Annotated in this window: 17 protein-coding genes; all 17 read right to left on the reverse strand. The window is 44.2% G+C overall.

Annotation, left to right across the window (positions count from 1 at the left end):
- Nucleotides 1-34: 34 nt before the first annotated feature.
- The gene (locus SM121_RS00255) at nucleotides 35-1,648 is read right to left on the reverse strand and encodes a CTP synthase (RefSeq protein ID WP_003004055.1); all 1,614 of its coding nucleotides are present in this window, start codon (nucleotides 1,646-1,648) and stop codon (nucleotides 35-37) included.
- Nucleotides 1,649-1,821: 173 nt separating this feature from the next.
- Nucleotides 1,822-2,517, reverse strand: coding sequence for a B3/B4 domain-containing protein (locus SM121_RS00260; protein ID WP_195487438.1), 696 nt, complete (start codon nucleotides 2,515-2,517; stop codon nucleotides 1,822-1,824).
- 262 nt (nucleotides 2,518-2,779) lie between these two features.
- Nucleotides 2,780-3,364 carry a DNA-directed RNA polymerase subunit delta gene (gene rpoE, locus SM121_RS00265; RefSeq protein WP_320910926.1) on the reverse strand — a complete coding sequence of 195 codons (585 nt, stop codon included), beginning with the start codon at nucleotides 3,362-3,364 and terminating at the stop codon, nucleotides 2,780-2,782.
- A gap of 226 nt (nucleotides 3,365-3,590) precedes the next feature.
- Nucleotides 3,591-4,874, reverse strand: a complete 1,284-nt coding sequence (gene tig, locus SM121_RS00270; protein WP_003017990.1) for a trigger factor — start codon at nucleotides 4,872-4,874, stop codon at nucleotides 3,591-3,593.
- A gap of 128 nt (nucleotides 4,875-5,002) precedes the next feature.
- Nucleotides 5,003-5,566: a TIGR01440 family protein gene (locus tag SM121_RS00275; RefSeq protein ID WP_320910927.1), complete on the reverse strand. Its 564-nt coding sequence runs from the start codon at nucleotides 5,564-5,566 to the stop codon at nucleotides 5,003-5,005.
- Between the two features lie 3 nt (nucleotides 5,567-5,569).
- Nucleotides 5,570-6,040: an ECF transporter S component gene (locus SM121_RS00280; protein ID WP_003010175.1), complete on the reverse strand. Its 471-nt coding sequence runs from the start codon at nucleotides 6,038-6,040 to the stop codon at nucleotides 5,570-5,572.
- Complete coding sequence (locus tag SM121_RS00285; RefSeq protein WP_320910928.1) at nucleotides 6,030-6,791, reverse strand: bifunctional hydroxymethylpyrimidine kinase/phosphomethylpyrimidine kinase; 762 nt, start codon at nucleotides 6,789-6,791, stop codon at nucleotides 6,030-6,032. Before SM121_RS00285 ends, SM121_RS00280 begins: the two co-directional genes overlap by 11 nt.
- Nucleotides 6,784-7,530 (reverse strand): tRNA pseudouridine(38-40) synthase TruA, encoded by a 747-nt coding sequence (gene truA, locus SM121_RS00290; protein ID WP_320910929.1) that lies wholly within the window; start codon nucleotides 7,528-7,530, stop codon nucleotides 6,784-6,786. The genes SM121_RS00285 and truA overlap by 8 nt, the downstream gene beginning before the upstream one ends.
- Before the next feature lie 289 nt (nucleotides 7,531-7,819).
- Nucleotides 7,820-11,356, reverse strand: a complete 3,537-nt coding sequence (locus SM121_RS00295) for a family 20 glycosylhydrolase (protein ID WP_320910930.1) — start codon at nucleotides 11,354-11,356, stop codon at nucleotides 7,820-7,822.
- A 161-nt stretch (nucleotides 11,357-11,517) separates the two neighbouring features.
- Nucleotides 11,518-12,651 carry a molecular chaperone DnaJ gene (dnaJ, locus tag SM121_RS00300; RefSeq protein WP_320910931.1) on the reverse strand — a complete coding sequence of 378 codons (1,134 nt, stop codon included), beginning with the start codon at nucleotides 12,649-12,651 and terminating at the stop codon, nucleotides 11,518-11,520.
- Nucleotides 12,652-12,804: 153 nt separating this feature from the next.
- Nucleotides 12,805-13,437, reverse strand: coding sequence for a DJ-1/PfpI family protein (locus tag SM121_RS00305; protein ID WP_303470137.1), 633 nt, complete (start codon nucleotides 13,435-13,437; stop codon nucleotides 12,805-12,807).
- A 169-nt stretch (nucleotides 13,438-13,606) separates the two neighbouring features.
- On the reverse strand, nucleotides 13,607-15,430 hold the full coding sequence (gene dnaK, locus SM121_RS00310; RefSeq protein ID WP_003014055.1) for a molecular chaperone DnaK: 1,824 nt from the start codon (nucleotides 15,428-15,430) through the stop codon (nucleotides 13,607-13,609).
- A gap of 244 nt (nucleotides 15,431-15,674) precedes the next feature.
- Nucleotides 15,675-16,199: a nucleotide exchange factor GrpE gene (gene grpE, locus SM121_RS00315; protein ID WP_301355021.1), complete on the reverse strand. Its 525-nt coding sequence runs from the start codon at nucleotides 16,197-16,199 to the stop codon at nucleotides 15,675-15,677.
- Between the two features lie 24 nt (nucleotides 16,200-16,223).
- Complete coding sequence (gene hrcA, locus SM121_RS00320; protein WP_320910932.1) at nucleotides 16,224-17,258, reverse strand: heat-inducible transcriptional repressor HrcA; 1,035 nt, start codon at nucleotides 17,256-17,258, stop codon at nucleotides 16,224-16,226.
- A 168-nt stretch (nucleotides 17,259-17,426) separates the two neighbouring features.
- Nucleotides 17,427-18,200 (reverse strand): M15 family metallopeptidase, encoded by a 774-nt coding sequence (locus SM121_RS00325; protein ID WP_320910933.1) that lies wholly within the window; start codon nucleotides 18,198-18,200, stop codon nucleotides 17,427-17,429.
- Nucleotides 18,190-18,891 carry a histidine phosphatase family protein gene (locus SM121_RS00330; protein WP_201090063.1) on the reverse strand — a complete coding sequence of 234 codons (702 nt, stop codon included), beginning with the start codon at nucleotides 18,889-18,891 and terminating at the stop codon, nucleotides 18,190-18,192. Before SM121_RS00330 ends, SM121_RS00325 begins: the two co-directional genes overlap by 11 nt.
- 124 nt (nucleotides 18,892-19,015) lie before the next feature.
- Nucleotides 19,016-19,705, reverse strand: coding sequence for a histidine phosphatase family protein (locus tag SM121_RS00335; RefSeq protein ID WP_320910934.1), 690 nt, complete (start codon nucleotides 19,703-19,705; stop codon nucleotides 19,016-19,018).
- Nucleotides 19,706-19,782: the final 77 nt, after the last annotated feature.

Raw genomic sequence — 19,782 nt, forward strand, 5'->3', positions numbered from 1 at the left:
AGGGAGCAGGTCCTTCGACCTGCTCCCTTGATTTTTATTTGCTATCGTGGTTTTCAACTGCCGCTGTGATAAAGGCTGTGTAAAGTCCTTCTGGGCGGTTTGGACGGCTTGACAATTCTGGGTGGTATTGGCAAGCAACAAAGAATTTGTTTTCTGGGATTTCAACGATTTCGACCAAACGGTTGTCTGGTGAAACGCCTGAGAAGACAAATCCTGCTTCTTCGAACTGTTCACGGAAAGCATTGTTAAACTCATAACGGTGACGGTGGCGACGTTGTACCACTTCTTGATTGTCATAGGCAGCTGCTGCTTTTGATCCTCGTTTGAGTTTAGAAGGGTAAAGACCGAGACGGAGCGTTCCACCCATGTCTTCCACATCGATTTGGTCCCGCATGATATCGATAATTGGATACTTGGTTTCTGGATCCAATTCGGATGAATTAGCCCCTTCCAAACCTAAAACGTGACGGGCAAATTCGATACAGGTTAACTGCATACCCAAGCAGACACCCAACATTGGGACGTCTTGTTCACGCGCATACTTGATGGCTTGAATTTTGCCTTCTGTTCCCCGTTGACCAAAACCACCTGGGACGATGATTCCATCCGCATCTCCAAGGAGTTCTGCCACATTTTCAGCTGTCACATCATTGGCATTGACCCAATTAATCTTGACTTCTGCATCATTGGCATACCCTGAGTGCTTCAAGGCCTCAACGACAGAAATGTAGGCATCTTGCAATTCTACGTATTTTCCAACCAAGGAAATCTTGACCTGTTTCTTGAGGTTCATGACCTTGTCGACCATCGCAGACCATTCTGTCATATCTGCTGCAGGAACATCCAATTTCAAATGGTCACAAACGATTTGGTCCATATTTTGTGCTTGCAAGTTCAATGGGATTTGGTACAAATGTTCCACATCCAGTGATTCGATGACAGCTTCTGGTGCGACATCACAGAATTGAGCCAACTTGTTCTTAATTCCTTGACCAGCTGGTTTTTCTGTACGGATGACCAACATATTTGGTTGAATCCCAAGACCACGCAATTCTTTCACAGAGTGTTGCGTCGGCTTGGTTTTCATTTCTCCCGCAGCCTTTAAGTAAGGAAGAAGGGTGGTGTGGATGTACATAACATTTTCAGCACCAACATCTGCCTTCATTTGACGAAGAGCTTCAAGGAATGGAAGGGATTCAATGTCTCCAACTGTTCCCCCGACTTCTGTGATGATGACATCTGAATCCGTCGTCGTCGCTGCTCGTTTGATCTTTTCTTTCAAAGCATCTGTGATATGAGGAATAACCTGTACAGTCGCGCCCAAGTATTCTCCACGACGTTCCTTTCGAAGGACTTCGCTATAAATTTTCCCTGTTGTCACATTTGAGTACTTATTCAGATTAATATCAATGAAGCGTTCATAGTGACCAAGGTCCAAGTCTGTCTCTGCGCCATCGTCTGTGACAAATACTTCCCCGTGTTGGTAAGGACTCATCGTCCCTGGGTCAATATTGATATAAGGGTCAAATTTTTGGATGGTCACTTTCAATCCACGATTTTTGAGCAAGCGACCAAGACTTGCTGCGACAATCCCTTTCCCGATGGATGATACGACACCACCCGTGACAAAAATATATTTTGTTGACATGTGCTTTCCTCTTCTTCTAATGTTGTAGAGGCCATTCCTCTTTGCAGAAAAAACAAAAATAGCTCCCTAATCCTTAGGGAGCTCCGACCTCAAAATGAGGTGCCCGAACAATATCTTACCGCAAATGGTCTACTTTGTCAAATTGAAAATTTCATGAAAATAATTTTCGCTGTTTACACGACCTTTTCCACTCCATTTTGTGTGACGAGAAATTTCTCAAATTGAAGCTGAGGCATGCAAAGAGCAAGGTCCTTGTGGATTCGTTCTAGCGCTTCTAAACGCATCTCGACTGACGTCTCGGTATTTCCTTGGATGACAAAGAGGGCGTTTTGCGTAGTCTCCTCAAATTTGTAATGGTCACTATCGCGTACATCCAACCAAGCCAGAACTCCTTTTTGATCCCGGTAGACAGGATCTGTCGGTGCGACATGTTTTTCACTAGAAAGGATAGGGAGGAAGAGATCGTCTCTTTGACTCACTGTAAATTCAATCGGTCCCTCAATCTTATCTAGGTCATGTCCTCCAATTGCGAGAAAGGACTTCAGAGATTCGACATTATAGATATCGATGATGCTATTGATCTGAGGAAGAGCTCCTCGATGCTGGATGTTTCGGATAAGAGCTAGGACTGTTGGGGGATTTTTCTTGATGCTACGCCCTACTTTTTGCAAGAGGTCTGTATACCCTTTGATGACAGGAGATGCCACTACTTCTTCTGTCTGACACTGGAGCGCCCATTGTTCAAGCTCTTTCTTCTTTTCAAGAAAAGAAGGGGGCAAAACTGCTTGAGGATCCACATTTCTAGCAATTCCGACCACAACTGTATCAATACCAAGAGCTACTAAACTTTGATCTAAACGAAAGTCCATCTGGAACACCTCCTATTTGGGAAACCTTACACGTTTATCATATACCATTTCGCCACTTTTTTCAATGCAAACAAAAAGAGAGTGGGACAGAAATCGGTCATTCGTTAGAACTCGATTTCGTCGTTCCACCTCCGCACAGTTGAGTAGGGCTGTAAAAGCTGATGAAAGCAGCGTAGTAGAGCCCACTCAACCACTGCGTCTTGCTCGACAATCCAAAAACAATTGAGAGGCTAGGACTTTTGTCCCAGCCTCTTCTTATGATTTATTCTTCTTCCTCGTCTTCAGAATCCTCTTCTTCGTCGTCTTCTTCGCTTAATTCAACTTCCTCACCCAAATCATCTGGTACGATTTCATTGATTTCAGCATCGTAAGCTTCGACTTCACTCTTTTCATCATCTGGATTTTCTTCATCGTATGAAAGAGCTGGATCTGCTTCGTAAACTTCTTCATCTTCTGGATCATCGTCGTTGTAGTCGATCGCATCTTCGTCTCCATCCATGAAGGCATTGACACGTTTTTTCTTCCGTTTCTTAGGAGTTTCATCTTCGTCTGTTTCTTCAATAGCGATGATTTCTTCGTCAACTTCATCGATGGCATACCATGAACGAAGACCCCATTTGTTATCTCCAAGTGGGATAAAGCTTCCATCTACATTCAATTCTGTGTAGAACAATGGAAGAGCTTCACGGATCTCGCTGTTTGATTTTTCAAGGTAATTTTGAATTTCATTTACAAGATCGCTAAAGTACATTTCATGGTCACGTCCGCGTAATTCCAAAATCGCACGCGCCACTTCAATCATAGAAAGTTCACTTTTTTCTTGTCCAGCAAATACTTCTAATTCCAAGGGTAAATCTCCTTATGTTTCATTTCCTAAATGGAGAAGGATCCGGTCTTCAACCTCATCCTATCCTCAATGATAGATTGAAAACTTCTCGTCACTAAATCTATCACGCATTTTATCGTTACACTCTATTGTACGATAAATTTCCCCTTTCGTCAAAGGAAAATTCCAGGATTCTCCATGAAATCAAAAAAAAGAAGAGCCTCACGGCTCTTCTTTTTTATCTCAATTATTTTACTTTTGCTGTGCTTGTGATTACGTTCACTGCTTTCTTCACTGTGATGTCATGTTTCAACATTTCTGGTGAAAGAAGGTTGCGAACTTGTTCAACTGGCATGTTGTAATCTGCTGCCAATTGTTCGATTTCAGCGTTGATTTCTTCTTCAGTTGCTTCGAAGCCTTCTGCTTTCGCTACTGCTTCAACCACAAGGTTTGTCTTCGTACGGCTTTCAGCTTCTGCTTCGTATTGTTTGTGAAGATCTTCTTGAGTTGTTCCAGTGATTTGGAAGTACATTTCAGGTGAGATACCTTGACGTTGCATGTTTCCAAGGAACTCGTTGATTGAACGGTGTACTTCTTCGTGGATCATTTCTTCTGGAAGGTCAACGATTTCAGCGTTTTCAACGGCAAGATCGATTGCTGCTGCTTCTACTGCATCGTTGTATGCTTCTTCTTTAGCTGCTGCCAATTCTTTGCGGTATTTTTCTTTCAATTCAGCAAGAGTTTCAACTTCTTCGTCGATGTCTTTTGCCAATTCATCGTCAAGAGCTGGTACTTCTTTTGCTTTTACTTCGTGGATCGTTGTCACGAATTTCGCTTCTTTACCTGCAAGGTCAGCTGCTTGGTAGTCTTCTGGGAATGTTACGATCACGTCAACTGTTTCACCAGCAGAGTGTCCAACCAATTGGTCTTCGAAACCTGGGATGAATTGACCTGAACCAAGTCCAAGTGAGAAGTTGTCACCTTTACCACCGTCGAATTCAACACCGTCGATAGAACCTACGAAGTCGATCACAACTGTGTCACCTTCTGCTGCAGCACCTTCTTTAACAACCAATTCAGCCAAGTTGTTGCGTTCGCGTTCGATACGAGCATCCACATCAGCGTCTGTTACTTCTTTAGAAACTTCTACTGATACTTCAAGGTCTTTGTAAGCACCCAATTTTACTTCAGGTTTTGTTACAACAGCTGCTGTCAATGTCCAGTCTTGACCTTTTTCCATAGATACAACATCGAAAGTTGGTTGTGCTACAACTTCGATTCCAGCTTCTTTAACAGCTGCTTCATACGCTGCTGGAAGAAGATCGTTCAAAGCATCTTGGTAAAGAGCTTCTTCACCAAAACGTTGGTTGAAGATTGGACGTGGAATATGACCTTTACGGAATCCAGGTACGTTCAAAGTTTTCTTAACTGACTCAAACACACGGTCCAAAGCAGGTTTGATTTGCTCTTGGCTGATTGTGAAAGTCAATACACCGTGGTTAGTTTCTTTGTTTTCAAATGATACAGACATTCTGTCTCTCCTTAAAATAATATAGTCATTCCTTATAATTTTACCACAAAACTTTGAAATTGCAAGTTTTAAAACGTTTTTGCCTCTCTTTTCATCCAAAAAAACTAGCCCTTAAAAGCTAGTTCTGATTATGATTTTCGGATGGGATCATCGAGGTAGAGAGCACGGGCGCCGCCGATCAATTTTGGCCGACTGGCGAGGGCTGTGACATGGGCTTCACCTAGTTCACGCAAGATAGGGCGAATTGGAACTTGCACATGTTTGACATGCATCCCCACGGAGGTATCTCCGATGTCTAACCCCGCTTGAGCTGTGATAAATTCCACCTCAACAGGATCCTTAAAATACTTGAAAGCTGCGAGTTGCCCAGCACCTCCTGCATGGAGACTCGGAAGGACATTGACGATTTCTAGTTCCTTCTTATCTGCCAATTCTCTTTCGACCACTAAGGCGCGATTGAGATGCTCACATCCTTGTACTGCCAGATAAACCCCTCTTGGATTCAACTCATCTAGCAAGGTCTGGACAATAGCTTCGGCAATGTCGATGTTGGAGGCCTTTCCAATTTGCCCTCCTGCAACTTCACTTGAAGACATCCCGAGTACAAGAATCTGTCCTTGGCGGAGACGGCTTTTTTCCAAGACATCTACCAAGATTTCTTTTGTATCCTTCTTCAGTTGCTCCAGATCCATGAATTAGCTTCCTTTCTTTTGAAATGCATAATAGACCACATAACCTAAAGCCATTCCAACAAAATTCTGAGCGAGGTTATTCGGAATGTCCGAGATAGCAGCACCCCAGCCATTGCCTAAAAAGAGAGCAGAAGCTAGTGCGTAACCGCCTACCATGACAACTGTCGCAAGAAGCAAGCCTAGGTAACGAGCTTTGCCCTTGAAGCCAGCGAAGTAGCCTTGTCCCCCGTGAAAGAGGAGACTAAAGAACATCCACTGAGGATAGCCTGAAATCAGATCCAATAAGAAGGCTCCGACACCACCTACAATAGCACCTTCCTTGCGTCCAAAATAGAAGGCTGTGAAATAAACGCCAAGATCTAGTAGGGTGACGATCCCTGTAGGAGTTGGAAGTTTGGTATAGTAGCCAAGTACAACTGTCAAGGCTGTCAAAATAGAGAGGCGGGCAATGAGTTGAGTTCGATTAGATGTCATACTGTACTACTCCATACTGGTCTGAATGTTGAATCGCTTGGAAAACAAAGTCTTTAGAGGCTTTAACAGCTTCAAGTGGAGATTTCCCTTGCACCAACTGGCTGGAAATGCTAGACGCAAAGGTACAACCAGCTCCTGTATTGTTCTTTTCTAAGACTGGCTCTTCAATGACGGTGAAGTCTGTCCCATCATAAAAGACATCGATGGCCTTTTCTTTATTGAGACGATTGCCTCCTTTGACCACGACATTCGCTGCTCCTAATTCGTGGAGCTTGCGCGCTACCGCCTTCATATCGTCGAGCGATTGAATCTTGCTTTGGGTCAAGATCTCAGCTTCTGGTAAGTTTGGCGTGATGATGGTCACATAAGGGAAGAACTTAATCAATTCGTCTCGAAGAGCTGAAACTTCTACATCATGACTTTCCTTGCAGACCAAGACAGGATCTAGTACCACAGGAATCTCCGCATGGGCTTTGACATAGTCCAAAGCCAAGTCTGCCACTTGGACATTTGGCAAAAGACCGAGTTTAATAGCAGAGAAAGGAACATCTTTGAGGGAGTTGAGCTGTTGCGCAAAGGTCGTCGGATCCACCGGAATCACTTCAAAACCGTGCTCCGTCATAGCGGTCAAACAAGTCACCGCTACAAAACCATGCTGTTTGTTGGTCGTATAGGTTGCAAGGTCTGCGTGAAGACCTCCACCACTAAAAATATCATTTCCTGAAATAGCTAGAATCAATTCATTACTCATAACGGATCTCCTTTAAATATAAGCCATTTGGCGCTGCTGTAGGACCTGCTAAATTGCGGTCCTTCTTATCCAAAATCAGATCGATCTGCTCGATCGGCATCCGATCATTTCCGATCTTCAACAAAGTTCCCACCATATTGCGGATTTGCTTGTAGAGAAAACCATTGCCCGAAAAGGTAAAGACAAGGCGATGATGCTCTGCATCCTCGACCAAGCGAGCCTCTGTAATCGTACGAACCTTATCTTCCACACTGGTTCCTGAAGCCGTAAAACCGGTGAAATCATGGGTTCCCTCCAACTTTTGGATGGCTGCTTGCATCTTTTCCACATCCAAAGGATAAGGATAGTGGGTGGCATAGTGGCGCATCATGGGGTTCTTGGGACGACCATAATCCACAATAAATTCATAGGTCTTGCTGTGCTTCTTGTAGCGTGAGTGAAAGTCATCTGCTACTTGCTCTACTCGGATGAAATCAATATCCTCTGGGGTTTGGGTATCGAGGGCAAAGCGGAGCTTTTCCTCGTCCCGCGCTTGGGGGAGATCAAAATGAATCACCTGGCCAAGAGCATGGACACCGGAATCCGTTCGCCCCGCTCCATGAACGGTAACAGGGGTTCCTTGATTGAGGCGCGTCAAGGTCTTCTCGATTTCCTCTTGCACACTACGGGCATGAGGTTGGCGTTGAAACCCTGCAAACAAGGTCCCGTCATATGAAATGGTTGCTTTGTATCGTGTCATGGTTTTATTTTAGCAGGATATAGAAGGGGTTACAAGAGTGAAAAAATCAAACTGTCCGGGTACAGTTTTACGAGCACAAAAAGAGACTGGGACAAAAGTCCTAGCCTCTCAATTATTTTTGGATTGTCGAGCAAGACGCAGTGGTTGAGTGGGCTCTACTACGCTGATTTCATCAGCTTTTACAGCCCTACTCAACTGTGCGGAGGTGGGACGACGAAATCGAATTCTAACGAATGACCGATTTCTGTCCCACTCTCCTAACTTCGACCTGTTACAAATCTACTAGGTCTTAGTCTCTTTTTTTATTTTTCAAGTCCATTCCTGCTGCTCCTAAGATCGCTCCTAGTAAAGAGAGCCCCAGAGCAGATTCCACTCCTGTTTCTGGAAGTTGCTTGTTAGAAGATACTGCTTCTGAACGAACCGTTTCTTCCACAGCTGCTGGAATTGGCGTTGGGGTATTTTCTGGTGCTACTGGCTGATTCTTCGAGATCACTTGAGGTGTTGAAGGATCTGAAACCATTTTGTTTACAAGCACGTCTGGTTTCACTGGTGCTTCTACTGAAGGGCTTGTTGGGATCACGACTTCTTTGGTACCGACTTCAACAATTTCTGCAACAGGCTCTGTTGCAACTTCTGTAGCAATCACTTTTCGACTTTGATCAAGCGCTGAAACCTCTACATACTCAAGACCTTGCCCTTTAACCCCAGCCTGGATCACTCTGCGTTCTCCTTTAGCGAGATCTGGATTGGTCCGTTCCACAAGGTCAAAATCAAGTTCTTTTTCTACGATTTCAAGACTTGGTTTGTCTTCCACTAGGGCTTTGACGTCATTTTCAGCCAAGCTACCTACTTGCGTAATTGGCTTGAGCCCCGCAAGGGCTTGAGTCAGAGCAGCCACTTCTTGATCCACCTGATCTTGATGAGCACGGCTCACATTCCAATTCAAGCTATCTAAGACTTTCGCAAGGGCTGCGCGCGATTCTGGTGTGTAAATGGCTAGATCTGTTGGTACCGTAGCAACTGCTTTTCTAAGAGCAGTGAAGTCCGCCTTGAAATAGTCCTTGTTATGGTTGGCAAAAGCTTCCATGACCTGGAAGACTTCTTCTTCCTTGTATTCATTGGCCGGCTCATCAGCCCAAATTCCCAACATACTTCCGGATGTCGGTAATTTGACATCAGGGTACTTGGTTGAAGCTAACTGTTCAAACGGAACAGTTTCTGTATTTTGAATAGCTTTTTCGAGCGGATAACTTTGGTCACCTTTGTGGCCCAAAACATAGTACCAGTCCCCGTTGGTATTAAGGAATTTATACCCCTTATCTGCCAAATACTGTGGTGACGCAAGGTTATAGCCCCACCATCCTTTAGACCAGTATGAAATCAAGACGTCCTTGTCAAAGGCAACATCATCTTCATCTCCATAATAGAAGCCATCGTTAAAGGCCATTGGCTGCAAGCCTTTTTCACGCGCCATAGCTGCAAGACTATTGGAATACTCCGCAAATTTACCATAGAGGTCATACCACTTGAGGTAGTACCAGCCTTGCGCACTGGTAGCGTCATTGGCATATTCATCTGTTCCGTAGTTAAAGATCTTAGACTTGTCTTTGAAGTAGTCCATGTACTTGCCAATCAAGGCTTTGGTAAAGTTGACTGCTGCTTCATTGGTCAAATCCATGGTTGTTTTTGAAACCGTATCAAAGCTGGCTTGTGGATTTTCAATGCCCAATTTTTCCATGGCTACCAACAAAGCATCCATGTGTCCAGGACTATTGACTGCCGCAATCAAGCCGATTCCTTTAGCAGTCGCATAAGCATGGAGTTCATCCATTTCCGCTTGGGTCAAGGCTTGGCCATTTGGATCATCGTAATAGGCCTTGGTACCTTCTAAAATGGCCTTTTTCACATCGTCACTAGCATAAGTCTTGCCATTGGCTTCCACCGTCATATCATCGAGGACGAAGCGCATGCCATCATTTCCGACAAGGAGGTGCAAGTCAGAATAACCCAACTCACTGGCCTTATCTACGATTCGTTTCAACTGATCCAGTGAGAAGTATTTGCGGCCTGCATCGATCGAGATGACCTTCTTCATGGCTAGTTTTTCTGCTGCTTCTTTTGCAGCAACTTCTTTCGCGTAGCTTTCCGTATACACCAAAGCATCTTGAGCTGCTTTGAGATGATCGATCAAGGTTTTGGCCTCTGCTCGAGTGGTATTTGCTCCTGCCCCTTCTAAAGCTTTTTTAGCTGCCGTAAAGGCTACTAGAGATTCCGGTGTATAGTGATCCAAATCAGTTGGAGCTTCCGAAAGAGCTTTTTCGACCACTTCAGGATCTGCTACAAAGTAGTCCGCATTCTTGTCCGCGAAGGCATGCATGAGCTTAAAGAGAAGGTCTTTTTTGTAGGTTGCAGATGGCGTATCTGCCCAGGCAGCTACCATGCCACCGATGAAAGGTACCTTAGCTCCATCATTTTTTTGAACCACATCAATCGCTGACTTGGAAATTCCTTCGAGACCTTGATCAAGGTTGTACCAACCAGATCCAGCCTTGTCCCGTCCAAGCACATAATACCAAGCATCATTGGTATTAAGAATCTGATGACCTAGTTCAGACAAGAGTTTTGAAGAAGCGACATCATAGCCATTCCAGCCACCTGTCCAGTAGGACACAATGATATCCTTGTCAAAAGTACCATAGGAAGTATCGCCATTGTAGTAGATTCCATCATTGAAGGCCATTGGTTTCATCTTGTGTTTTTTCACAATAGCTGCTAGATCATTAGCATATTGGATGAATTTTTCATAGCCTTTTTCTGGATAGCCTTCACCTGGCCAATGCTTGCTGGCTTGGAGAACCTGCCAACCATGGGCATCTGTAGCATCGTTGGCATATTCATCCAAACCAATATTGAAAATATCTGCCTTGCCGCTGAAATAAGCCGCATACTTGTCTACCAAAGCCTTAGTAAAGTCTAAGGCTTTTTGGTTGTCCAAATCAACTGTCCGAGCTGATTTCTTTGTACCAAAATAATTAAAGTGAGGGTTTTCGATGCCCAATTGTTCCATGGCCGTCAGAATCGCATCCATATGACCTGGACTATTAATGGTTGGGATGACACCTACTTTCTTCGATTTGGCGTAGGCCAAAATATCATCCATTTGAGCCTGGGTCAAGGCTGTCCCGTTCGGATCATCGTAATAAGCTTTCGTTCCTTTTTCAACCGCATCCGTCACGGCTTGGCTAGAATAAGAAGTATCTCCCACTTTCAAAGACATATCATCCAGCACAAAGCGCAAGCCGTCATTTCCAACTAGAAGATGCAAGTCTGTATAACCCGTCTTACTAGCTTCATCAATGATTTCCTTGATTTGGTCAGGCGAGAAGTACTTGCGACCGGCATCGATCGATACAATCTTTTTCTTGGCTAATTTTTCTTCCTGGTCAGGATCTTTGGCAGGCGTTTCCGTCGCTGCTGTCGCTGGTTGAGCTGCCACATCCGACGCTGCGACCGAGCTCGCTCCTTCGCGAATCAAACGGTCAAGATCTGATACTCGCAATTCACGATCAGGCAGTGTCGGTTGACTTTGATCGACTATTGGGGCAGGAGCCGTTGGTTTTTCTACTGTTGGCTGAGAAGCTTCCTCATTAAGGGAAATAGTTGACTCACCCTCGTTTGGCTGAGTTGGAACTGTCGTTGAAGTGCTGTCTGTAGCCGTTGGCGTATCAGCTGCTACAACATTTGCGCCAGCAAAAAATCCTATGAGCACCGAAGCTGCTCCTACTGCATACTTGCGGATCGCATAACGTGGTTGATGTGATTTCATCAGGACCTCCTAAATTGTCATTGTAATCGTTTTCTTAAATTTACCACGATATCTTAATAAATTCAATGAGGCTTCTCATTATTCTTTAATTAGGAGAGGAAGTCCTTGGATTCGATCCAAAATAAAACGAGCTCCTTACTCAAAAGGAAACTCGTTCATTTTTATAAATCATCTAAAGCATCTTTGACCTTGTCAAAGAACCCTTTTTTCTTTGGGTTGACCTTCAAATCACTTGCTTCCGCAAAGGCTTGAAGGGCTTCTTTTTGCTTGTCATTTAAACCAGTTGGGGTGACGACATTGACAGATACATATTGATCTCCCATGGCACCACCACGTAAGCTTGGAGCCCCTTTTCCACGGAGGCGGAATTTCTTACCGGTTTGGGTTCCTTCAGGAATGACCAAATCGACATCTCCATGAACAGTTGGCACATGGACCGTATCTCCAAGAGCTGCTTGGACAAAGTTCAAATCTAACTTATAGTAGATGGTTGAGCCATCTCGTTCGAAGCGGTCGCTCGGCTCAACATTGACAACAACATACAAGTCCCCGTATGGTCCACCGTTAAAGCCAGCTTCTCCTTGACCAGCTAAGCGGATTTGTTGACCCGTTTCAACTCCTGCAGGAATCTTGACGTTCACGCTATGGGCTTGTTTTTCATGACCTGTTCCACGACAAGTCGTACATGGATCTTTGATTTCTTGACCACGACCATGACAGACATCACAGGTCACTTGACGGCGCATCATCCCAAGAGGGGTTTGCGTATCCACATTGATGACCCCAGAACCATGACAGCGTCCACAGGTTACCGGACTAGTCCCTGGCTTAGCCCCAGAACCATGACAGGTATGACAGCTAGCTTCCCGATGGTACTTGACTTCTTTTTCTGCACCAAAAATCGCTTCTTCAAACTTGAGATTGACGCGGTATTGGAGGTCATCCCCTTGACGAGGTGCATTCGGATTACGACTTGCACCACCACCAAAGAAACTAGAGAAGATATCTTCAAAGCCACCAAAACCAGCACCATCAAAGCCACCAAAACCACCTGCTCCGCCACCGAAGCCACCATTGGCACCCGCAGCACCATATTGGTCATAAGCAGCCCGTTTTTGCTCGTCACTCAAAGTCTCATAAGCTTCTTGAACTTCCTTGTACTTTACCTCAGCACCAGGCTCCTTGTTGATATCTGGGTGATATTTTTTAGATAATTTCCGATAGGCTTTCTTGATCTCATCTTGAGATGCATTCTTTGAAACGCCCAAACGGTCATAAAATTCAGTATTGTTCATACAAGATACTAAGAGCGAACAGAAAGCGACTGAAATTTAGGAAACCGACAAGAAATCCTGATTTCTTAGGCGGTTTATCTAATTTCCAAGCTTTCCGCTCGGGTTCAATTCCCCGAACACTCTTTGTTCCTTTCTATAATTTTCATGTAATCTTTAGAGGGCATTTTCTATGCTTCGCTTTACTTGATCAAACTCTTTGTCCGATAGAGTAAATATCAAATCCTCTTCTGAGTAGTCGTTTTGTTCTTTAAAATAGTTGTCCGTATTCTCTTCCAAGCCTAAACTTAGAATCACTCTTCTTGCAAACTCTTGATGGGCAAAACCGATAGCCGTAATGATCTGTTTATCTTGCACAAGCACTTTCGGTTGGAAATTCTCACGTGGAAGAAATTCAAAATAGTCAAAGAAGTTTTGCCAAATTCCACCTGTAAATTTCGTGTCCTTCAACAGACCTGCTTTCGCTAATAAAAGAGGTGCTGAAGAAATGGCTGCAATGAGGATATCTTGCTCACCAAGGTCCCTCAAGAACGAAATCAATTTCTCATCTTGTAGGGCAGGCCCTATATTGACCATTCCTGGCAAAATCACACAAGAATACTCTTCTATACAGATTTGATCTAGTGTTTTGGTCGGTTGACAGGGCAAGCCATCCTCAGAGACCACCATCGAATGATCTGAAGCGGCATAATCAATCGTACTATCAAAAGACAGAGCTAAAGTACTTGTTAAAGCGGTTATCTCATAAAGAGAAAAATTAGGATAAATGATACAAAGTACTTTTTTCATAGGCAACATCCTCTATTTTACCGAAAAACAGAGGCTGGGTTGCAACCTCTGGATTTCTTTTTATCATTTACTAGTTAGGCTGAATTGAGTTTCGGCTTAAAGGAATCCTCAAATCTCGGAACCTTTCTTTATTTCAGGAGGTTCCGCTAAAACAATCCACTGGATTGTTTTACTTTTCCGTAAACTCTCCGTCTACGACGTCATCACCTGCGTTGCCTGATGCTTGTGCGCCTTCTGCTCCTGCTTGGGCTTGTTGCGCTGCTGCGGCTTGTTCGTAGAGTTTAACAGCCAATGCTTGTGCTTTTTCGTTCAAGGCTTCAAGTTTCGCTTTCATTTCTTCAAGGTTACCTGATTCTTGAGCTTTCTTAAGATCATCAAGTCCTGCTTGAGCTGCGTCACGTTCTGCATCAAAGCCTTTGCCTTCAGTTTCTTTGATGGTTTTTTCAGTCGCAAAGATAGCTTGGTCTACTTCGTTACGAAGATCCACTTCTTCTTTACGTTTCTTATCTGCTTCAGCGTTTGCTTCTGCATCTTTCATCATGCGGTCGATTTCTTCGTCTGTCAAACCTGAGTTTGATTGGATCACAATTGTTTGTTCTTTTTGAGTTCCAAGATCTTTTGCTTTAACAGATACGATACCGTTCTTGTCGATGTCAAATGTTACTTCAATTTGTGGGATACCACGAGGTGCAGCTGGGATATCAGTCAATTGGAAGCGTCCAAGAGTCTTGTTATCTGCTGCCATTGGGCGTTCCCCTTGAAGAACGTGGATATCAACGGCTGGTTGGTTGTCTGCTGCAGTTGAGAAGACTTGTGATTTAGATGTTGGAATGGTTGTGTTGCGGTCGATGAGTTTTGTGAAGACTCCACCCATTGTTTCGATACCAAGTGACAATGGTGTTACGTCAAGAAGGACAACGTCTTTCACATCACCAGTGATCACACCACCTTGGATCGCAGCACCCATAGCCACAACTTCGTCAGGGTTCACTGATTTATTTGGTTCTTTACCAGTTTCAGCCTTAACTGCTTCAACAACGGCAGGAATACGAGTTGAACCACCGACAAGGATCACTTCGTCGATATCTGACAAGCTCAAACCTGCATCTGAAAGGGCTTGGCGAACTGGAGTTTTCGTACGTTCTACAAGGTCACGAGTCAAATCGTCGAATTTTGCACGAGTCAAGGTCATTTCCAAGTGAAGAGGTCCAGCAGCGCCTGCAGTGATGAATGGCAAGCTGATTTGAGTTGAAGTCACACCAGAAAGGTCTTTCTTCGCTTTTTCAGCTGCGTCTTTCAAACGTTGAAGCGCCATCTTGTCTGTTGACAAGTCGATACCATTTTCTTTCTTGAATTCTTCAACCATGTAGTCGATGATTTTTTGGTCAAAGTCGTCACCACCGAGTTTGTTATCCCCTGCAGTTGCCAATACATCAAAGACACCATCACCCAATTCAAGGATAGATACGTCGAATGTACCACCACCAAGGTCGAATACCAAGATTTTTTCTTCTTTATCAGTCTTATCCAAACCATAAGCAAGGGCTGCTGCTGTTGGTTCGTTGACGATACGTTCTACTTCAAGACCAGCGATTTTACCAGCGTCTTTAGTTGCTTGACGTTGCGCATCGTTGAAGTAAGCTGGAACTGTGATAACTGCTTTCGTTACTTTTTCACCAAGGTAATCTTCAGCGTAACCTTTCAAGTATTGAAGAATCATAGCTGAAATTTCTTGTGGTGTATATTCTTTACCGTTTGCAGAAACTTTTTCAGAAGTACCCATCTTAGATTTGATAGAGATGATCGTATCTGGGTTTGTGACTGCTTGACGTTTTGCAGCATCACCAACGATGATTTCACCGTTTTTGAATGACACAACAGATGGAGTTGTGCGGTTACCTTCTGGGTTTGCGATAATTTTTGATTCAGTTCCTTCAAGAACTGCTACTGCTGAGTTTGTTGTACCTAAGTCAATACCGATAATTTTAGACATATGTTTTTCTCCTTAAGTTTTATCTTCTTTTTTTCTTTTTGATATTTCCCTTAAGTGGTGACGACGTGAGCAACTCCCTTCGGGATTTCATCACTTATTTTTGAGCCTACTGTCTCAAAAATCCCCTATTTCAGTAGCACAAGCTACTGAAACTTTCACCACGGCGGGAAATATCTTCCTTGCAAGCCTCCGGCTTGCGTTTTATCTTTCTTTCATAGTTTAGTGTCGTTTCGGACAAGGTAGCCTAGTTATATACTACTACCATGGCTGGGCGCAGGATGCGGTCATGGAGTTTGTAGCCTTTTTGGAAGACTTGTGCGATGGTGTCTGCTGGATGTTCGTCATCTGCAGGTAAGGTTTGGATGGCCATGTGGTAGTTATGGTCAAAGGCTCCGTCCGCTGGAATCTCTTCGATTCCTTCTTCTTTCAGAGCATGTACCAAACTTTCTTGGACCATTTCCAAGCCCTTCTTCACATCATCTGTCAACCCTTCGACGGCAAGGGCACGTTCGAGGTTGTCCAGTGATGGTAAGATCGCTTTTGCCAAATCTTGGCTACGGTATTTTTGTAATTGTTGACGTTCTTCATTGGCACGGCGCTGAATGTTTTGCATTTCTGCATGAGCACGAAGGTATTTGTTTTCAAATTCCTCGGCACGCGCTTGTGCTTCTTCTAACTCAGAAGGTTGGTTGGACTCCTCTACAACTTCTTCGGTTGTTTGGGCAACTTCCTCTTCTTTCACGTCTTCTTTTTTGATATCTTCTGTCAAGGCATACACCCCTTTCATTTGGTCTTAATTTACTTCATAATGGTTGCTGTTGAGGTAACGGTAGTAATCCGTCAACTTCATAACCAGTACCCGGCCGATGACATTGACCAGGCTAATCACACGCCTGTAGTCCATCTCTACGGGACCGATCACATGCATGAGGGCCATCCCACGATAAGGAACCAGGAACTTGTGACTAATGACCGTCACATTTTTCAAAGCCTTCTCTTGGGATTCCGCAACCAGGATCTGGGTCATTTGGTCTTCTGGCATTCCCCCTCGTAACTCCAAGGCTACGTGTTGGGGATTATCTAAGAACTGATAGGTCTGAAGATCGGCGTAGGTTAAGGATGAAACCTTTCCTTCTACAAAGACCAGTTCTTGAAACAGTTGCGAGAAGACGTAATCAAAGAGATCCAGCACATTGTCTGTCGTCTTGAAATAGCGCTGTACAATCTGTGGAATCTCCGTTCGCAAGCGGTAGTGGATATCCAAAACCGTATTTCCAATGAAGCGTTCTTGAACCAGCTGGTGGAAGATTTCCAAGTCACTGGTTAAGAAATTCTTTGGAATGGCAAACTGGACGGTGACAGGCTTTGATTCTTCCAAGGTCAACACCGCTAAGGCATCGTGATTGGACAATGGAACAATCTCAAAACCGGTCAAGCGCTGACGTGTCGGCTCCACATCCTGAATCACTGCGGTGTAACCCGTCATCTGGGCTAGCAACTTGGCCGTAGCATCCAAGATATCGTCTAACTTAAAGGCTTCGAAATCAAAGGCTTTCACCACCTGGTAGACATCCTGTTCATCAATCAACTCTAGATCAAGCGAGTTCTGAACAAAATATTGAAAACCAGCTTGGCTAGGCATGCGGCCACTCGAAGTGTGGGCCTTTTCTAGTAAGCCTTGTTTTTCGAGGGCAGCCATGTCGTTTCGAATGGTCGCACTACTGGATTGAATCACATCTTGTAGCGCTTTTGAACCGACTGGTTCGTGGGTCTTGGTAAAGATATCAACGACAAGATTAAGAATCTCATTTTGACGTTCTGTAACCATGACCTCACCTCTCTTTCATTTTTTAGCACTCTAAACACTCAAGTGCTAAACCATGATTCTATTATACACCCATCCAAAAGAAAGTCAAGAGAAAAAACCAAAAAATTAGCACTCTTTTTTAAAGAGTGCTAAAAATCATTCTTAAGACCTAGAGAAATGAATCTCCTCTTATTTGCCAGCTTTTTTCAAGAGTTGAATATATTCTTCCAACACTAGCTGATGGTTGGCCATATACTGAGCGTTTTCTACGCCAACATAACGGAAATGCCAATTCTCAAAATTCACACCCGTGATGTTGCTCTTCCCATCTGGGTAGCGAAGGACAAAGCCATATTGCGGTGCGATGGCAGCCAGCTGCATGCCCAACTCATCACTTTGACCAGCTTCGACACTCATATCAATCGCAAGCCCCGTCTGGTGTTCACTCGCACCAGGGACCTGTACCTGGGTCTGCACCTGCTTTTCAGCTTCTTCGTGCGAAAGACCACTAGCCTCTAGTTGCGCAACACGCTCATTATAGAGCTCTGTTTGCTCGGCCACACTTCGATAGCCTGATATCAAGGTTTCTTCTGGGGCAATTTTTCGAGCCGCTTCTAAGAATTGACGAGTTGGTTCTACAATCCGACTATCCACTTTGATAGCATCCACATCTGTCAATTGTGGGTTCAGCTCAGGCTTCACATTATCACGATTGACCAAGATCAACTGCCAGTCTTTGGTCGAAACGGCTGGTAAATCTGATTTTTCTTTCTTTTTCTTAGAAGAAGAGGGAGTCGTTACAGCTGTTTTTTTAGCCTTCCAAAACTGAAGCCCTGAAAACAAGCTCGGCTTGGCTAAGTAAACACCAATTCCCGATCCAAGGACCACAAGAAGAAAGAAACTCAATAGGTAAGGCCACCACTTCTTACGTTTTTTTCGTGCGCGTCTATACTTATTCGTCATGGCCACCCTCTAGAAGTTTTGCTCCCACCTTACGATAGGACAGATCCCCAATCTTTTCAATATGAAAGGCACCATCTTTATAGGCCAAAACCGTCACGCTTCCGTTGTCCAAGACTAATTCTTCGACAGCCTTAGGATCGATGAGATAAATCAAGGTCGTAATCGTCATACCATGGCTGACCACAATAGCATTGCCACCGCCAGCTGCTTCTACCTCTTTTGCGATGGCTTCAAAACCTTCTTTGATCCGACTACTCAAGGCTCCCCAGGATTCAGCCCAACCAGTGGTATCCACTTCGACGATTCCTTCTGCTAACTCCATCAGGCTCAACTGATGGAAATCATCGACCTTAAAGACACGAGGTAAGACCCCCATAAAGAGATCACCATCATAAGCACCGTCAAAACTACCAAAACACCACTCGCGGATCCGTTTGTCATAACGATAAGGGATTTTTCCTGTCAGACCAAGTTCTTGAAGAATAATTCCCATGGTTTGAATGGTGCGTCCAGAATCACTCGAAACAGCCTCTTCAAAAGAAAGCCCAGCTTCCTTGAGACCAAGTCCTAATTCTCGAATTCCACGTTCTCCTGCTTCTGTCAGCGGAGTGTCTGACCAGCCCTGTGCCCGTCCAATGGTATTAAACATGGTTTTTCCATGACGAGCAATATATAATCTGGTTTTTGTCATTGTATTACCTCCGTATGTATCTCTTTCATTATATCATTTTTTGCAAAAAGAAAGTAGGAAAGCTCTTACAAGTTTTGAGAAAAAGAAAAGGCCATGACCAAAGGGGTCAGCCTTTCAGGACGGACTAGGATTCTTGCAAGCTTTCACCGACCTCACGGTAACTGCTATCTCCGAACCCCTTAACCGTCAATTTCCCATCTTCATATTCTACAAGGGTTACACTACCGTTTGAAAGAGGCAGATTAAGATTTGGTTTTCCTTCGATCAAGCAGACCAGGGTCTGAATGGTCCAACTATGGCTGACCACCAAGGCATTGCCTCCACCATTTTCTTCTACTTCTTTGGCAATGGCTTCAAAACCTTCTAGGATTCGGTTTTTCAAGACTTCCCATGGTTCAGCCCAATTTGCTGTGTCCACTTGGCAAATTCCATTGGCCAAGTCTTCCAAGGTCAAAGTCTTATAGTCTTCTACATCCAGCACGCGTGGCACGACACCGTGAAAGAGTTCTCCACCGTATGCCCCATCAAAGCTACCAAAACACCACTCGCGGATCCGTTTGTCAAAGCGATAAGGAATCTGGTCTTTCAAGCCCAATTCATCAAGAATGATCCCCATGGTCTGAATGGCACGGCCTGAATCACTGGAATAAGCTCGAGTAAACTCCAAACCGGACTCACGCAAGCCGATTCCTAGAGCTTGAATCCCTCGTTCTCCTTCTGCTGTCAAGGGTGTATCTGACCAACCTTGAGCACGGCCAATGGTATTAAACATGGTTCTCCCATGACGAATCACAAATAATCTTGTTTTAGCCATCTTGTCTCCTTTTGCAAGAAAAAAGTCTGGAGTTTTATCATCACAGACTTTTCTATTTTCTACTATTATACTAGATT

This window comes from Streptococcus sp. S1 (genome assembly GCF_034137685.1).
Lineage (GTDB): Bacteria > Bacillota > Bacilli > Lactobacillales > Streptococcaceae > Streptococcus > Streptococcus dentalis.

Excerpts from the sequence above, each read along its gene's own strand:
- truA (WP_320910929.1), bottom strand. The coding sequence starts at position 7,530 with ATGACACGATACAAAGCAACCATTTCATATGACGGGACCTTGTTTGCA.
- dnaK (WP_003014055.1), bottom strand. The coding sequence starts at position 15,430 with ATGTCTAAAATTATCGGTATTGACTTAGGTACAACAAACTCAGCAGTA.
- dnaJ (WP_320910931.1), bottom strand. The coding sequence starts at position 12,651 with ATGAACAATACTGAATTTTATGACCGTTTGGGCGTTTCAAAGAATGCA.
- SM121_RS00255 (WP_003004055.1), bottom strand. The coding sequence starts at position 1,648 with ATGTCAACAAAATATATTTTTGTCACGGGTGGTGTCGTATCATCCATC.
- hrcA (WP_320910932.1), bottom strand. The coding sequence starts at position 17,258 with ATGGTTACAGAACGTCAAAATGAGATTCTTAATCTTGTCGTTGATATC.
- SM121_RS00260 (WP_195487438.1), bottom strand. The coding sequence starts at position 2,517 with ATGGACTTTCGTTTAGATCAAAGTTTAGTAGCTCTTGGTATTGATACA.
- SM121_RS00325 (WP_320910933.1), bottom strand. The coding sequence starts at position 18,200 with ATGACGAATAAGTATAGACGCGCACGAAAAAAACGTAAGAAGTGGTGG.
- SM121_RS00275 (WP_320910927.1), bottom strand. The coding sequence starts at position 5,566 with ATGGATCTGGAGCAACTGAAGAAGGATACAAAAGAAATCTTGGTAGAT.
- SM121_RS00335 (WP_320910934.1), bottom strand. The coding sequence starts at position 19,705 with ATGGCTAAAACAAGATTATTTGTGATTCGTCATGGGAGAACCATGTTT.
- SM121_RS00280 (WP_003010175.1), bottom strand. The coding sequence starts at position 6,040 with ATGACATCTAATCGAACTCAACTCATTGCCCGCCTCTCTATTTTGACA.
- SM121_RS00305 (WP_303470137.1), bottom strand. The coding sequence starts at position 13,437 with ATGAAAAAAGTACTTTGTATCATTTATCCTAATTTTTCTCTTTATGAG.
- SM121_RS00295 (WP_320910930.1), bottom strand. The coding sequence starts at position 11,356 with ATGAAATCACATCAACCACGTTATGCGATCCGCAAGTATGCAGTAGGA.
- SM121_RS00285 (WP_320910928.1), bottom strand. The coding sequence starts at position 6,791 with ATGAGTAATGAATTGATTCTAGCTATTTCAGGAAATGATATTTTTAGT.
- tig (WP_003017990.1), bottom strand. The coding sequence starts at position 4,874 with ATGTCTGTATCATTTGAAAACAAAGAAACTAACCACGGTGTATTGACT.
- SM121_RS00330 (WP_201090063.1), bottom strand. The coding sequence starts at position 18,891 with ATGACAAAAACCAGATTATATATTGCTCGTCATGGAAAAACCATGTTT.